The 14,299-nt window shown below is 63.2% G+C and carries 13 protein-coding genes; 4 read left to right on the top strand and 9 right to left on the bottom strand.

Features of this window, described 5'->3' with window-relative positions:
• Positions 1–27: 27 nt before the first annotated feature.
• Entirely contained in the window at positions 28–186 is a 159-nt protein-coding gene (locus IFT75_RS19180) for a hypothetical protein (RefSeq protein WP_163007479.1), read from the top strand.
• Positions 187–315: 129 nt separating this feature from the next.
• Here IFT75_RS19180 and IFT75_RS19175 read toward each other — a convergent pair whose 3' ends face one another.
• The 5 genes from IFT75_RS19175 to IFT75_RS19155 form a co-directional block, all read right to left on the bottom strand.
• Entirely contained in the window at positions 316–1,335 is a 1,020-nt protein-coding gene (locus tag IFT75_RS19175; RefSeq protein WP_122476961.1) for a branched-chain amino acid aminotransferase, read from the bottom strand.
• A gap of 92 nt (positions 1,336–1,427) precedes the next feature.
• Positions 1,428–4,508 (bottom strand): error-prone DNA polymerase, encoded by a 3,081-nt coding sequence (locus tag IFT75_RS19170; RefSeq protein ID WP_192056269.1) that lies wholly within the window; start codon positions 4,506–4,508, stop codon positions 1,428–1,430.
• Positions 4,505–5,920: a Y-family DNA polymerase gene (locus tag IFT75_RS19165; protein WP_192056267.1), complete on the bottom strand. Its 1,416-nt coding sequence runs from the start codon at positions 5,918–5,920 to the stop codon at positions 4,505–4,507. Before IFT75_RS19165 ends, IFT75_RS19170 begins: the two co-directional genes overlap by 4 nt.
• Positions 5,921–5,927: 7 nt before the next feature.
• Positions 5,928–6,545, bottom strand: a complete 618-nt coding sequence (gene imuA / locus IFT75_RS19160; RefSeq protein WP_122476956.1) for a translesion DNA synthesis-associated protein ImuA — start codon at positions 6,543–6,545, stop codon at positions 5,928–5,930.
• 149 nt (positions 6,546–6,694) lie between these two features.
• Positions 6,695–8,038, bottom strand: a complete 1,344-nt coding sequence (locus IFT75_RS19155) for a putative bifunctional diguanylate cyclase/phosphodiesterase (RefSeq protein ID WP_185793437.1) — start codon at positions 8,036–8,038, stop codon at positions 6,695–6,697.
• 200 nt (positions 8,039–8,238) lie between these two features.
• On the opposite strand from IFT75_RS19155, the gene IFT75_RS19150 reads away from it, so the two are divergent.
• On the top strand, positions 8,239–8,901 hold the full coding sequence (locus IFT75_RS19150) for an HAD family hydrolase (RefSeq protein ID WP_185793438.1): 663 nt from the start codon (positions 8,239–8,241) through the stop codon (positions 8,899–8,901).
• Between the two features lie 116 nt (positions 8,902–9,017).
• On the opposite strand, the gene eutC is transcribed toward IFT75_RS19150, so the two are convergent.
• The 3 genes from eutC to eat are packed head-to-tail and all read right to left on the bottom strand — an operon-like array spanning position 9,018 to position 12,631.
• Positions 9,018–9,824 carry an ethanolamine ammonia-lyase subunit EutC gene (gene eutC / locus IFT75_RS19145; RefSeq protein WP_122476953.1) on the bottom strand — a complete coding sequence of 269 codons (807 nt, stop codon included), beginning with the start codon at positions 9,822–9,824 and terminating at the stop codon, positions 9,018–9,020.
• Between the two features lie 46 nt (positions 9,825–9,870).
• A complete protein-coding gene (locus IFT75_RS19140; protein ID WP_192056265.1) occupies positions 9,871–11,262 on the bottom strand; it encodes an ethanolamine ammonia-lyase subunit EutB in 1,392 nt (463 codons plus the stop codon).
• A 10-nt stretch (positions 11,263–11,272) separates the two neighbouring features.
• A complete protein-coding gene (gene eat, locus IFT75_RS19135; protein ID WP_192056263.1) occupies positions 11,273–12,631 on the bottom strand; it encodes an ethanolamine permease in 1,359 nt (452 codons plus the stop codon).
• Positions 12,632–12,997: 366 nt separating this feature from the next.
• Here eat and IFT75_RS19130 point away from each other — a divergent pair, with 366 nt between their 5' ends.
• The gene (locus tag IFT75_RS19130) at positions 12,998–13,468 is read left to right on the top strand and encodes an LEA type 2 family protein (protein ID WP_122476948.1); all 471 of its coding nucleotides are present in this window, start codon (positions 12,998–13,000) and stop codon (positions 13,466–13,468) included.
• A 39-nt stretch (positions 13,469–13,507) separates the two neighbouring features.
• On the opposite strand, the gene IFT75_RS19125 is transcribed toward IFT75_RS19130, so the two are convergent.
• Complete coding sequence (locus tag IFT75_RS19125; protein WP_122476946.1) at positions 13,508–13,762, bottom strand: hypothetical protein; 255 nt, start codon at positions 13,760–13,762, stop codon at positions 13,508–13,510.
• Positions 13,763–13,919: 157 nt separating this feature from the next.
• Between IFT75_RS19125 and IFT75_RS19120 the strand changes: the two genes are divergently transcribed.
• Positions 13,920–14,240 carry a DUF883 family protein gene (locus tag IFT75_RS19120; protein ID WP_122476944.1) on the top strand — a complete coding sequence of 107 codons (321 nt, stop codon included), beginning with the start codon at positions 13,920–13,922 and terminating at the stop codon, positions 14,238–14,240.
• Positions 14,241–14,299 lie beyond the last annotated feature (59 nt).

Raw genomic sequence — 14,299 nt, 5'->3', positions numbered from 1 at the left:
TGCGCGGGCGATCAACAGGAGAGACCCATGATTACCTTTCTGCTGGGCTGGTGCGCACTGTCCGTACTCGGGACCTTCGTTTTCGTGGGGCTGATACGGGCAGACAAGCGACGAGAAGTACAGGCCATGGAAAATGCGCGCACGCAGTTCCAACGCATTTCTTTTCAGACGCAGCTGGCGAGCTGAAATCGCAAGGTTTGACCTGAGGCATGCAGAGTCGACGCGCGATGCTCGACACTGATGAAGATGCCGCTCGAACGAGCGGCTACGGGATGCGGGGCAAGCAGGCCGCCAAGTGCCGGCCTGCCCTGAAAATCAGACTTTGACGATCCAACCCTGTGGAGCTTCCACGTCTCCGGACTGGATACCGGTCAACTCCTTGTAGAGGCGTTGGGTGAATGGGCCCACTTCTTCCTGGCTGAAGAACACGTGCAGCTTGTCCTGGTATTCGATTCCCCCGATCGGGGTAATCACTGCCGCGGTGCCGCAGGCGCCGGCCTCCTTGAACTGATCGAGCTGATCGATCAGCACATCACCTTCGATCACTTTCAAGCCCAGGCGCGATTGCGCCAGTTCGATCAACGACAGACGAGTGATGCCAGGCAGCACCGATGGCGATTTCGGGGTCACGAATTCGTCGTTGCGGGTGATCGCGAAAAAGTTCGCCGAACCCACTTCTTCGATCTTGGTGTGGGTCTGGGGGTCCAGGTAGATGCAATCGGCAAAGTTGGCCTTCTTCGCATTGGAACCCGGCATCAGGCTGGCAGCGTAGTTGCCGCCCACCTTGGCGGCACCGGTACCGTTGGGCGCGGCGCGGTCGTAGCCGGAAATGACGAAATTGTGCGGCTTCATGCCGCCTTTGAAGTAGGGGCCGACCGGGATGCAGAAAATCGAGAAAATGAACTCGGGCGCTGTACGCACGCCGATGTTGTCACCTACGCCGATCACGAACGGACGCAGGTAGAGGGCGCCGCCTGAACCATAGGGCGGAATGAAGCGCTCGTTGGCGGCGACCACCTGTCGGCAGGCGTCGATGAACACGTCGGTGGGCACTTGTGGCATCAACAGGCGACCACAGCTGCGCTGCATGCGCAGGGCGTTCTGGTCGGGGCGAAACAGATTGATCGAACCATCCTTGCAACGGTAGGCCTTGAGGCCCTCGAAGCACTGCTGCCCATAATGAAGCGCGGTCGAGCCTTCACTGATGTGCAGCACATTGTCTTCGGTCAGGTTGCCCTGGTCCCATTCACCGTCGCGCCAATGCGACAGGTAGCGCAGATCGGTCTTGATGTAGTCGAAACCCAATTTGTCCCAGTTGATGCTTTCGTGACCCATGACACCCTCTACCCTTTGGCGATCGCCTGAACAGCACAGGCTTTTACGAATGGACACAACAATACTGCATTTGCCTGGCCCGCGCAGCCTGGCTAGTGGAAATCGCGGCTGCGTACATCCAGCCCATGGAGCATGGCGCTGACATCGGCCATATGCCCGGCAATGACGTGGCGCACGCCGTCCTTGTGCTCGAACCGGCCCTTGACCTGCATCATCTGCGAACCCACCAGCACCCGCCGCTGGCGCTCGGCCAGATCCCGCCAGACCACCACGTTGATCATGCCGAATTCGTCTTCCAGGGTGACGAAGGTCACCCCGCTGGCGGTCGACGGCCGTTGCCGGCCCGTCACCAGCCCGGCCACGGTCACCGGACGGCCGTGGGCCAGGCTTTGCAGGTCATGAGAACTGCGGCAGCGCAATGCTTGCAGACGCTCGCGCAGCATGGCCAACGGATGCGGACCGAGGGTTGTGCCCAGGCTGGCATAGTCGGCGTAGAGGTCTTCGCCGACAGTGGGGACCGGCAAGGCCACGGGCTCTTCGCGCAGGCCGGGCACTTCGGCGAACAACGGCAACTGTTGCTCGACGCTGGCGACATCCCAGCGGGCCTGATGGCGATGCCCCACCAGGCCGAGCAAGGCATTGGCATCGGCCAGCTGTTCCAGGCTGCGGTTGTCCAGCGCACAGCGCCGGGCCAGGTCGGTCACGTCGCGGAACGGGCCGCCAAGGCGAGCCTGCTGCACGGCGCGACCGGCCTCTTCGCGCAGGCCCTTGACCATCCGCAACCCCAAGCGTATGGCCGGTTGCCCACCTTCGCCGGGCTGCAGGCTGCAGTCCCAGTCGCTGTGGCACACGTCGACGGCGAAGATCTGCAGATGATGGCGACGTGCATCCTGGAGGATCTGGTCGGGACTGTAGAAGCCCATGGGCCAGCTGTTGATCAGCGCGCAGGCGAAGGCTGCCGGCTCATGGCACTTGAGCCAGCAACTGGCGTAGGTCAACAAGGCGAAGCTGGCCGCATGGGACTCGGGAAAACCGTAGCTGCCGAAACCCTTGATCTGCTCGAAGATGCGTTCGGCGAACTCACGGGTGTAACCGTTCTTGAGCATGCCTTCGGTGAGGCGGAGCTGATGCGGTTCCAGACCGCCGTGGCGCTTCCAGGCGGCCATCGAGCGACGTAACTGGTCCGCCTCCCCTGGCGTGTAGCCAGCGGCGACGATCGCCAATTCCATCACCTGCTCCTGAAACAGCGGCACGCCCAGCGTGCGTTCGAAGACTTTCTTCAGCGCCTCGGAGGGATAGCTCACGGCTTCCTCGCCGTTGCGCCGGCGCAGATACGGGTGAACCATGTCACCGACGATCGGCCCCGGCCGTACGATGGCGACTTCGATCACCAGGTCGTAGAACGTCTTGGGTTTGAGCCGCGGGAGCATTGCCATCTGCGCCCGGGATTCGATCTGGAACACGCCGATGGTGTCGGCGCGGCTGATCATGGCGTAAGTCTGCGGGCACTCCTTGGGCAAGGTCGAAAGGGTCAGTTCGCGGCCACGGTAGCCGCGTACCAGATCGAAACAGCGGCGGATCGCGCTCAGCATGCCCAGCGCCAGAATGTCGACTTTCAACAGGCCCACGGCGTCCAGGTCATCCTTGTCCCACTGGATCACCGTGCGCTCGGCCATGGCGGCGTTCTCGACCGGAACCAGGGTGTGCAACGGGTGTTCGGAAATGACGAAGCCCCCCGGATGCTGGGACAGGTGACGAGGGAAACCGATCAGCTGCTCGGTCAGCGCCATCACCCGCTTGAGCACCGGGCTCTGGGTTTCGAAGCCGGCCTCCACCAACCGCTCGAGTGGTGGCAGGTGGTCGCTCCAGCGCCCGAAGCAATCGGCCAAGGCGGTGATCTGATCTGCTGGCAGGCCCAATGCCCGTGCCACATCACGCACCGCGCCCGCCCCTCGATAGCTGCTGGCGACAGCGGTCAGGGCGGCACGCTCGCGACCGTAGCGACGGAACACGTATTGCAGGACTTCCTCGCGCCGCTCGTGTTCGAAATCCACATCGATGTCCGGTGGCTCGTTGCGTTCCTTGGAGATGAAGCGCTCGAACAGCATGTGTGTTTCACGCGGGTCGAGCTCGGTGATGCCCAGGGCGAAACACACCACCGAGTTGGCGGCCGAGCCGCGTCCCTGGCAGAGAATGTGCCGCTCGCGGGCGAAACGGACGATGTCGTGGACGGTCAGGAAATAGCTTTCATAGCCCAGCTCGATGATCAGTTGCAGTTCCTTGTCGAGCAACGCCTGCACCTCGGGGTCCACTCCAGACGGCCAGCGCCAGCGCGCGCCCTGGGCACTCAGGTGGCGCAGCCAGGCACCGGCGTCGTAGCCACGCGGCACCAGCTCGCACGGATATTGATAGCGCAGCTGGCCCAGGTCGAAGCTGCAACGCCGGGCTATATTCAAGGTTTCCTGCAGCAGCGCGACGGGGTAGATGTCGGCCAGTTGAGACAGCCCGCGCAGATGGCGTTCGCCGTTGGCGAACAGCACATGCCCCGCTTCGGCCACCGGCACGTGATGGCGTATGGCAGTGATGGTGTCCTGCAGGGCACGCCTGCCGCGGGCATGCATGTGCACGTCGCCGCAGGCCACGGCCGGCAGGCCCAGGGTCTTGGCCAGGCCCAGCAGATTCTGCAGGCGCCGCTGGTCATTGGCGCCGCGGTGCAACTGCACGGCCACCCACAGGCGCTCGGCAAAACGCACCTTGAGCCAATGGCCGTGGGCCAGATCGTGGGGTTCATCGGCTATCCACAATGCCAGCAAGCCGTCGCGTTCGACCTCGTCGAGGTCATCACGCAGCAACCGGTACTGGCCCTTGCTCGCGCGCCGTCGAGCCAGGGTGATCAAGCGGCACAGGGCCTGGTAGCCCTGGAGATTCTGCGCCAGCAACACCAGCTTGGGGCCTTGTTCGATGCGCATTTCACTGCCGACGATCAACGTCATCGAATGGGCCTGGGCAGCCTGCCAGGCGCGCACGATACCGGCCATGGTGCATTCATCGGTGATCGCCAACGCTCGATAGCCCAGCGCCGCAGCCTTGGAGAACAGTTCCTGGGCGCTGGACGCGCCGCGCTGGAAGCTGAAGTTGGAAAGGCAATGCAGCTCGGCGTAGCCCTGGCTCATGCGAACCAACCCTGCAACAGCAACTGAGGGTCATCGCCCACTGCTCGGTAGGCCCACCCCCTTCGCCCTGTTGAGGTTTCGACCAGATAGTAGTCGCGGCGCACATCGCCACCGTCCCACCACCCCGATTCGATGCGTTCAGGCCCTGCCAGCACACGCAGGCCATGGGCGGGCAAAGGCTCGGCCTGTTCGAGCAACCAGCCTGGACGGGCTGCGCCCAGGTCTGGAGAGGCCGGCACCCAAGCACCATCGTTGCGCCAGGCCCGCTCGGGGCGATGGTCAGCGTGGGCGCGCAGATCCTGCAAAGCATCGTCGCCGAGGCGTGCTCGCAGGCGTTCGCGCAACTGCTCCCAGGGCTGGGTCTGTTGCGGTCGCTGGTCGAACAGCTCCTTGCAGGCAGGTACGAAGCGCGGCAGATCGAGCGCGCTCAACCGTACCACCTGCACAGGCCGGGGCACCTGCAGATGCTCGAAGCGCCCGCGGGCCAGTTCGAACAACAGCGCGGCGTCGCGCTCGGCAGCGAGCAAGCCAACTTCGACCAGGGTGTCCTCGCCCTCGGCATGTTTGAGATGCAGGGTGAAACGCTGCACCCCAACATCCCGCCCGGCCAGATACACCGCCAGGTCGTTGATCAGGCGCCGCAGGGGAAACAGCAGCGCCTGATGGGATTCCACATCGAAGTTGAGTTCGATGTGTTGATCGAATACATCTGCAGGAATGAAGAATTCCAGGGCCAGGGGCCGGTACCCGAGCAGGGTGTCCAGATGACTGAGCACTTGGGCCGAAAAGCGCCTGGCAAGTTGCGCCCTGGGCAGCGCCAACACCTGGCCCAGATGGCGCATACCCATGCGCTTGAGCGCGATGGCATCGGCGGCGGCGAGCCCGACCCGCTCCACCGGCAAGCGCTGGAGAACATCGGCCAGCGTCGATTGATCCTCGACGCTGAGACCGTCATAGGCGTTGGCCAGCATGCGTGCCGCAGCCGGGTTGGGGGCCAGGGTGATGCGATGGCGGAAGCCCAGGGCATCGAGTTCGCTGCGCAACCGCGCCTCGAACTGCGGCCATGGCCCGAACAGTCCAAGGGTCGACTGCACTTCGAGCAACAGGACCCGGGGGTAATGCACGCTGACCTGGGAACTGAACCGATAGGCCCACGCAGCCAGGAAACGCTGCCAGTGTTCGATCTGGGCCGGGTCGTAGGGTGCGGTGGCGAAATCACGGCTGAGCATGTAGGCGGCGGTGAGTGACTGCCCCGGTTTCAGGCCCAGTTCACGTGCCGCCGGATTGACTGCTTGCAGCACGCGTCGCTGCAGCGGGCCGGTGACCAGGGCAAGCGGTTGCTGTGGGTCTTCGCGTTGGCGCAGCACGGCGTCGAGCGCCAGTTGCGGCAGCAGAATGCAGGCCCACAGCATGGCAATCTCAAACGTAACTGACGAAGGTGACGGGCATCGCGGGCGGTATCCCGCCGCGACATTTGAGTACCTGCACCTGCCCTGCAGGCGCATGCAGCGACAGCCGCAGCGCTGCCGGTGACGGGTTGAGCGCCGCCCGCTGTTCGCGCAAGGCAAAGCCCAGGGTCTCGCCGGTTTCTGCCGCCACCTGCAGGCGTCGCAAGGCCTTGTCATCAGGGTTCTGCGGCCAGCAGAGTACCGCTGCGCAGCTGCCGGAACGCAGGCATTGCTCGGCAGCCCACAAGGCATCCTTGCCTTGGGCCTTGAGCACGCAAAGATGCTGCAAACGAACACCCGCCGCCATCCAGGCATGAGGATAGGGAATGAACGGGGGCGCTATCAGTACGATTCGTTCGCCCGCCTGGCTCAAGCGCGCCAGGGTCGGCCAGAGCAACTGCAATTCGCCACTGCCGTTGGCGGCTAGCAGGATTTCACTGAGTGCCGCCGGAGGCCACCCACCGTTGGGGAGCACGGCATCGAGGGCAGCATGCCCGGTGGGCTGCAAGCCGCTGGGAGCGGTTTCCTGACGTCCGCGCCAGATGCGGCGTTGGTCGATCAGGCCTTCAAGGCTGACCACGGCGCCCATCACTGCCCTGCCCTCGAGGCCAGGTTGCTGGGGGAATGAAAATAGGTGAGTGGGAGTGATCTGTTCATGGCTGCATTTTTACTACTGTATGCATGAACAGTAAAGCGTCTATTTTCAGTTCTCGCCACCAAGGGCGCCAACGGTGCCGATCAGGCGGGTGTTGCCACCAGCAATTTGCGCAATGGGAAGCGCGATGCGCCGCTCCAACCGAGAAATTCCTGTTCCGGCATGGGCCGGGCGAAAAAGTAGCCCTGGGCTTCATCACAGCCCAGGGCGCGGATCATCTGCATGCACTTGAAGGTCTCGACGCCTTCGGCCACGGTGCGGTAGCCCAGCTTGCGCGCCAGTTCCAGCACCGTCTGCACGATCAGTTGATGCCGCGGGCTGTGCTCCATGCCAGTGATCATCGACTTGTCGAGTTTCACCACGTTGGCAGGTATTTCGTGCAGGTAGGAGAAATTGCTGTAGCCGGTGCCGAAATCATCGATCGCTACATCCACGCCCAATTCGCGGATGGCGGCCAGCTGTGTCAGCACCAGTGGGTTGGAACGCAGCCACTCGCCTTCGGTAATCTCGACCTCGAGGCGCTCGGGGTGAATGCCGTAGGTGCGACAGGCCGCGCTGATGACCTGAGTGATGTCGTGGCCGTCGAAATCCAGCGCGGAAAGATTCAGCGACAGTTTGGTCAGCACCGTTGCAGGCCATTGGGCCAGCTTGGCCAAGGCTGCGTCGATGACCCAGCGCGTCACACTATGGATCAACGCACTCTTTTCCAGCACCGGAATGAACTCGGCGGGCGAAACCGGACCCAACCGTGGATGCTCCCAGCGCAGCAATGCTTCGGCACTGACCTGATCACCCTCGGGCAAGGCGAAGCGGGGCTGGAACACCAATCGCAGTTGCCCGTCGCGCAGCGCCTGGGTCACATCGGACGCCAGTCGGAAGGACCTGCGATAGGCGTTGTCGCGCACGGGGTCGTACCACGCCCACGCCTGACCGCCGAGCAACGCCAGTTCGGCCGCGTACATGGCTTTGCGCAGTGCATCGCGGACCGCTTCGAAGCTGATCTGAAATGGCGTGACGCCAGCGCGCACGGTGGGTCGAACCGGCATGCCTTCTATCTGGGTGGGACAGCGCAAGGCGTGTACCAGCATGTCGAGATAGCCGCCGACATCGGCTTGCTCGGCGTCCAGCACGAAGGCGAAACGCTTGCGGCCGATGTGGTAGACCGGGCCCTGCCCCGCGCGCAGGCGCAGCAGCCGACGGGCTATGCAGCACAACAGGTTCTCGAATGGGACCATGCCCAGGGCCAGCGTCATGTCATGGGCCCAGGCGGTATCCACGGCATCGATCAGTACCAGGTGGCGGGACGCTCCCGGATGCTGCAGCAACAGATGGCCAAGGTCGGTGAGAAATTGTCGCCGGTCGGGCAACAGGGTCAGCCGGTCACAGGACACTAGAGCCTGGGCAGAAGCATGAACGGGATCGGACATGACACTTTCCTGCAGATGTCAGGCTCGAGCTTCCTGCGAGAGACCGGGCAATTTGAGAGAGGGCAATTCAATTGATGGCAAAATAACATCACCCTAAATACTTGCCAAGCGTCATCTGCCCGATAGCCGGTCCGCGAGCATCGGAACTGCCATCCGACACTGCTACACTGCGGCAAACCCTGGGATGGAATGGACGATTCATGCTCGAAGCCCTGCTGTTCGACCTCGATGGCACACTGACTGAAACCGACGCCTTGCACCTTCTCGCCGTGCAGCAATTGCTGGCCGAGGAAGGTCGCGAATTCACCCATGAAGAGTTCCAGTTGCATGCCAGCGGCCGGGCCAATGCCGACATGTGCCAGTACCTGTTTCCAGAGCGCTCGGTGGCGGAGCACGAAGCGTTCGCCGATCGCAAGGAAGCGCGCTTTCGCGAACTTGCACCGCAACTTGCGCCGATTGCCGGGCTGTTGCGTTTGCTCGACTATGCCGAGCAGGCGCAACTGGGCATGGTGGTAGTGACCAACGCACCGCGTGCCAATGCCGAACACATGCTCGATGCCCTGGGCCTGGCCGAGCGCCTGCCGACAGTGGTGGTTGCCGAAGAGCTGGCACGCGCCAAACCCGATCCGCTGCCCTACCTTACCGGCCTGCAACGCTTGGGCGCACGCGCCGAGGCAGGCATTGCCTTCGAAGATTCGGTACCTGGGGTAACTGCTGCGGTTGCGGCTGGGCTGTTCACCGTGGCGCTGTCGACCAGCCAATCGGCGCAGACCCTGCGGTCCGCCGGGGCTAACCTGGTGATCGAATCCTTCGAGGATGAAAACCTCTGGATTCATATCGAAAAGATGCGCAATCCCCTGTAACCGCGAAACCGCCGACGCGGCTCGCCATCCCCCGTAGCAGCGGCGCAAGCCGCGTCTGGGCTTACCGCGTTGGGCCAGATGCTCAGCGGATACCGCCGACGCGGCTCGCGCCGCTGCTACAGGGGGTTGTCGAGCAAGAAATTCCCCGGTCGCTGCGGGGCGTCGTTTTCGATTTCCGGTACCAACGCTTCATCCTTGAGGTGGACGCCCGACAGCTTGCGTTGCCAGGCCTCGCGCATCAGGTACTGCAACTTGTGCGCAGCGGTGGCGTAGCTCAGGCCCTGCTGGCGAACATTGGAAATGCAGTTGCGCGCGGCATCGTTCAACCCCACTCGCGGGGCATAGGTGAAATACAGCCCGAGGCTGTCGGGCGAACTCAGGCCCGGCCGCTCACCGATCAGCAGTACCACCATGCGCGCGCCCAGTGCCTGCGCTACCTCGTCGGCCACGGCCACCCGTCCTTGCTCGACCAGGCACACCGGCGCCAGGCTCCAACCCTCGTCACCCGCAATCTGCTCGATGCGTTGCAGCATGGGCAGCGCATGCCGGTGCACAGCCAGCGCGGAAAGACCGTCGGCGATCACCACCGCCAGGTCGAACCCTGCCGAACTCTCGCCGGCGTGAGTGAGCAGCTGCTGCAGCGAAGCCTCGTCCAGGCGCCGACCCAGGTCAGGACGCTGCAGATAGACATGCCGGTCAGTCGCCGCGCTGTGCAGGCTCAAACTACCGGGACAAGCCTCGGCGAGCGCTGCCTTGTCGAACGGCAGGTGCACGGCATCGCGGGCTTGCGCATGGGCGTACTGGAAGTCCAGCTGTGCGCTGCTGGGCAAGCTGGTGCCGGCCCGGCCCAGGGCTATGCGCGCCGGTGTCAGTGCACGCAGCGCGCTCCAGGGGTCGCCTCGGGTGGGAGTGTTGTCGTTCATGGCTCACCTTCGAGCAGATGGATAGCGTTAGCCAAACCTTGGCCCGTCAACCCAGACGGGCCAGGGCCCTGCCGAACAACGGCGGAACAGCCGTACCCAGGCGCAGCTGGCCGTCCTGCTGCTGCAGTATGTCCATGCGCGCCAGCCAATCTTCGAACTCCGGTGCCGGCCGCAGGCCCAGGGTCTTGCGCGCATACAAGGCATCGTGAAAAGAGGTGGTCTGGTAATTGAGCATGACGTCGTCCGACCCCGGAATGCCCATGATGAAATTGATACCGGCCACGCCCAGCAGGGTCAGCAGCATGTCCATGTCATCCTGGTCAGCCTCGGCATGATTGGTGTAGCAGATGTCGCAACCCATGGGCACACCCATCAGCTTGCCGCAGAAATGGTCCTCGAGCCCTGCGCGGATGATCTGCTTGCCGTTGTACAGGTATTCAGGGCCGATGAAGCCGACCACGGTATTGACCAGGAATGGGTCGAACCGCCGTGCTACCGCATAGGCCCGCGCCTCGCAGGTCTGCTGGTCGACCCCATGGTGGGCGTTGGCGGACAACGCACTGCCCTGCCCGGTTTCGAAGTACATCAGGTTGTTGCCCTGGGTGCCGCGCTTCAGGCTCAGGCCTGCTTCATGGCCTTCCTGCAACACCGCCAGGCTGACACCGAAGCTGCTGTTGGCCGCTTCGGTGCCGGCGATGGACTGGAACACCAGATCCAGCGGCACGCCGCGCTCGATGGCGGCTATCGAAGAGGTCACATGGGTCAGCACGCAGGATTGGGTCGGTATGCCGTAATGCTGGATCACGCCGTCGAGCATCTTCAACAGCTCGCTGATGGCGCTGAGGCTATCGCTGGCCGGATTGATGCCGATCATGGCATCGCCGTTGCCATACAGCAGGCCATCCAGAACACTGGCAGCGATACCGGCCGGATCGTCCGTGGGATGGTTCGGCTGCAGCCGGGTCGACATCCGCCCACGCAGCCCTACCGTGTTGCGAAAGCGCGTGACCACGCGAATCTTCTGCGCCACCAGGACCAAGTCCTGTACACGCATGATCTTCGACACGGCGGCGGCCATCTCCGGCGTGATACCGGGCGCAAGAGCACGCAGGCTGCTTTCGGTGGCGTCGTCGCCGAGCAGCCAGTCACGAAAGCCGCCCACGGTCAGATGGCCGACTGCGGCAAAGGCCTGGGCATCGTGGGTATCGACGATCAAGCGGGTGACTTCATCGTCCTCATAGGGGATCAGCGCCTCGTGCAGGAAACGCTTGAGCGGCACGTCTGCCAGCGCCATTTGCGCCGCCGCCCGCTCGGCATCGCTGCCGGCGGCGATCTCGGCCAAATAGTCCCCCGATCGCGCCGGACTGGCCTTGGCCAGTAATTGCCGGAGGCTGTCGAAGCGCCAGGTCTGCCCGGCGACGCTGTGCACGAAACTCATGCTGCCCTCCTCACTCGCTGGCCAGTACGGGGTGGCTGTCGCCGCGGCTGCGCACGAATACGCAGAACAGCGAGCCGAGGCACATCAGACCGATGAAGATCCCGCAGATCATCGCATTGAACCACACCATCGCCACCAGACACACCAGCGCCAGCACCAGCGCAATGGCCGGCACCAGCGGATAGCCGGGCGCGCGGAAGGAACGCTCGAGCTGAGGTTCGCTGTGGCGCAGCTTGAACAGGCTGAGCATGCTCATGATGTACATGACGATGGCACCGAACACAGCCATGGTGATCATTGCCGCGGTCAGGCTCAGCCCCTGCAGGTTGACCAGCCCATCGCTGAAGATCGCCGCGATGCCCACCACCCCACCGGCGAGGATGGCGCGGTGCGGGGTGTGGAAGCGCGATAGCTTGGCCAGGCCCTTGGGCAGGAAACCCGCCCGTGCCAGCGCGAAGAACTGCCGTGAATAGCCCAGGATGATTCCGTGAAAGCTGGCGACCAGCCCGAACAGACCGATCCATACCAGCATGTGCATCCAGTTGGAGTTATCGCCCACCACGCCTTTCATGGCTTGCGGCAGCGGGTCGTTGATGTTCGCCAGGGCGCGCCAGTCGCCGACGCCGCCGGCGAAGATCATCACGCTGATGGCCAAGGTGACCAGGGTCAGGATCCCGGCGATGTAGGCCCGGGGAATGGTGCGTTTGGGGTCCTTGGCCTCCTCGGCGGCCATGGCCGCACCCTCGATGGCCAGAAAGAACCAGATGGCGAAAGGAATCGCCGCGAACATGCCGCTCAATGCACCCAGGCTGAACGTGTCGGACCCGGCCCAACCGCCCAGGGCGAAGTTGCTGAAACTGAACGCCGGCGCCACCACGCCCATGAACACCAGCAGTTCGAACACCGCCAGGATGGTCACCACCAGTTCGAAGGTGGCCGCAATGCTCACGCCGACAATGTTGAGGCTCATGAACACGGCATAGGCACCGACCGCGGCCCATTTGGGATCGAGTCCGGGAAACTGCACGTTGAGGTAGGCGCCGATGGCCATGGCGATGGCCGGCGGGGCGAAGACGAATTCGATCAGGGTCGCCAGCCCGGCAATCATGCCGCCTGCAGGGCCGAATGCGCGCAGGCTGTAGGCAAATGGACCACCCGCATTGGGAATGGCCGTGGTCAGTTCGGTGAAGCTGAAGATGAAGCAGGTGTACATCACAGCGACCATCAGCGTGGTGCAGAGGAAACCCAGGGTGCCAGCACTGCCCCAGCCATAGCTCCAGCCAAAGTATTCACCGGAGATCACCAGGCCAACGGCGATACCCCAAAGGTGCAGCGTGCCCAGCGTAGGTTTGAGTTTCGAAACGGTCATGGGGTGTGCCCTCGAAGACGGATGTGCGCATAGGAGCGTTCCTGAAGGGTAACCATAGGCGCCAAGTGGCTACTTGACGCCTCGAAAGTGAAAGCAGCCCTACTCTCGATGGTCGAACCGCTGCGCCAGTCTGGGGCTTGCCGCGATTGACTGCCCCGATCCAACGCACCGATGCCCACACTTCCCGGACGGCGCAGGGCTGGGCCCTCAGGAACGCCATTTCCTTGAAACATCTGCACACATCAAGCCAGTCCAAGCCTCTGCCAGGCATATCCTGGTTCGCTCATCCCGCAGAATGGCGAACCCAGAGCCACACTCATGGTCGCACTGAGGGAGCGACGTGCTCGGTCCGGGAGTTACCCACTCATGTTTCGCTTATTGCGCAGTTGCTTGACCCTGGCACTTCTGGCCGGCATAGCGGGATGTTCGCTGTTGCCCTCCAGGGATCCGGTTTCCATCAGTGTGGTGGGCATCGAGCCCTTGCCTGCGCAAGAGCTGGAGCTGCGCTTCGCCATCAAGCTGCGGCTGCAGAACCCCAACGAAACCGCCATCGACTACGACGGCATAGCGGTGAACCTGGACGTCAACGGCCAGCCGTTGGCCAGTGGCGTCAGCAGCCAGCACGGTCGTATCGAACGTTATTCGGAGGAAGTGCTGGCCGTGCCTGTGAGCGTGTCTGCGTTTACGGCGTTGCGCCAGGCCGTGGGCCTCAATCCCGCCCAGAGCCTGAACGGCATGCCCTACCGATTGCATGGCAAGCTTGCCGGCGGACTGTTCGGAACGGTGCGCTTCAGCGACAGCGGTACCTTGAGCCTGCCGGCTGCAGCGGGCTATTGAAACCCGACGCTTGTGCAGGCGAATCCGGCAGCCCCTGGCTCAGCGTGCCGCAGCCATCAGCTTGTTCACTTCGGCACGCACCATGTTGGCGTACTCAGGGGGAGACATGCCGTCCAGCTCGGCGCGTACCCACTCGGCCCAACGACCCTTGCGTTTGGCCTTTTCCCCGATGAGTCGGGCAGCGTCGGCCTTGGCCTTGCCCAGGTTGGCTTGCCACAGCTCGTAGAGACGGGCCTTTTCATCCTCGATCATGGCGCGCTCGGCCAGCGAACGATTAGCGAGATTGAAGCTCATTGCGAGTACCTGCCAGCAGAAAAAACAGGCGACATCTTACACGTCTGGACATGAAAACCTGTAGGAGCAAACGCTGCGCCTGAGCGCTGCATGCAACTTTCCAGGGCGCCGGGACTCAATCTTGCACTGCCTTAAATAAACACCAGGAGTGAGTGAAATGGCCCGTAGATCAAGTGCTGAATCGGCCGAGGATCAAATCAAGGATCAAGTTTTCAGCGAGCTGCTGGCGTTGATCGAAGAATCGGAAAAAATGCTCAGGGACGGCGCCTCCCTGGTGGGTGATGACGCCAATAGCCTGCGCGCGCAAGTCAATTCCAAGCTGGAGCACGTTTCGTACTCCCTGGCCGGGCTGCGCGAGCGCGCCAAGCCAGTGGTCGAAGCCACGCAAACCTACATCGGTGGCCATCCTTGGCAGACCGTTGCTGCTTCGGCAACCTGCGGCCTGTTGCTGGGGCTGCTGCTGGGCCGTCGCGACTGATCAGTCCGCACTGCACCCACAGATTTCACCCGTGTTCTCGCATCGTTGTTCCGGGCCGT

Origin of the sequence: Pseudomonas sp. CFBP 8758, from assembly GCF_014841725.1 — a bacterium.
In the GTDB taxonomy this organism is placed as follows: domain Bacteria; phylum Pseudomonadota; class Gammaproteobacteria; order Pseudomonadales; family Pseudomonadaceae; genus Aquipseudomonas; species Aquipseudomonas baltica.
The sequence above is the reverse complement of the archived record's forward strand: the minus strand, read 5'-3'. Positions and strand labels throughout refer to the sequence as shown.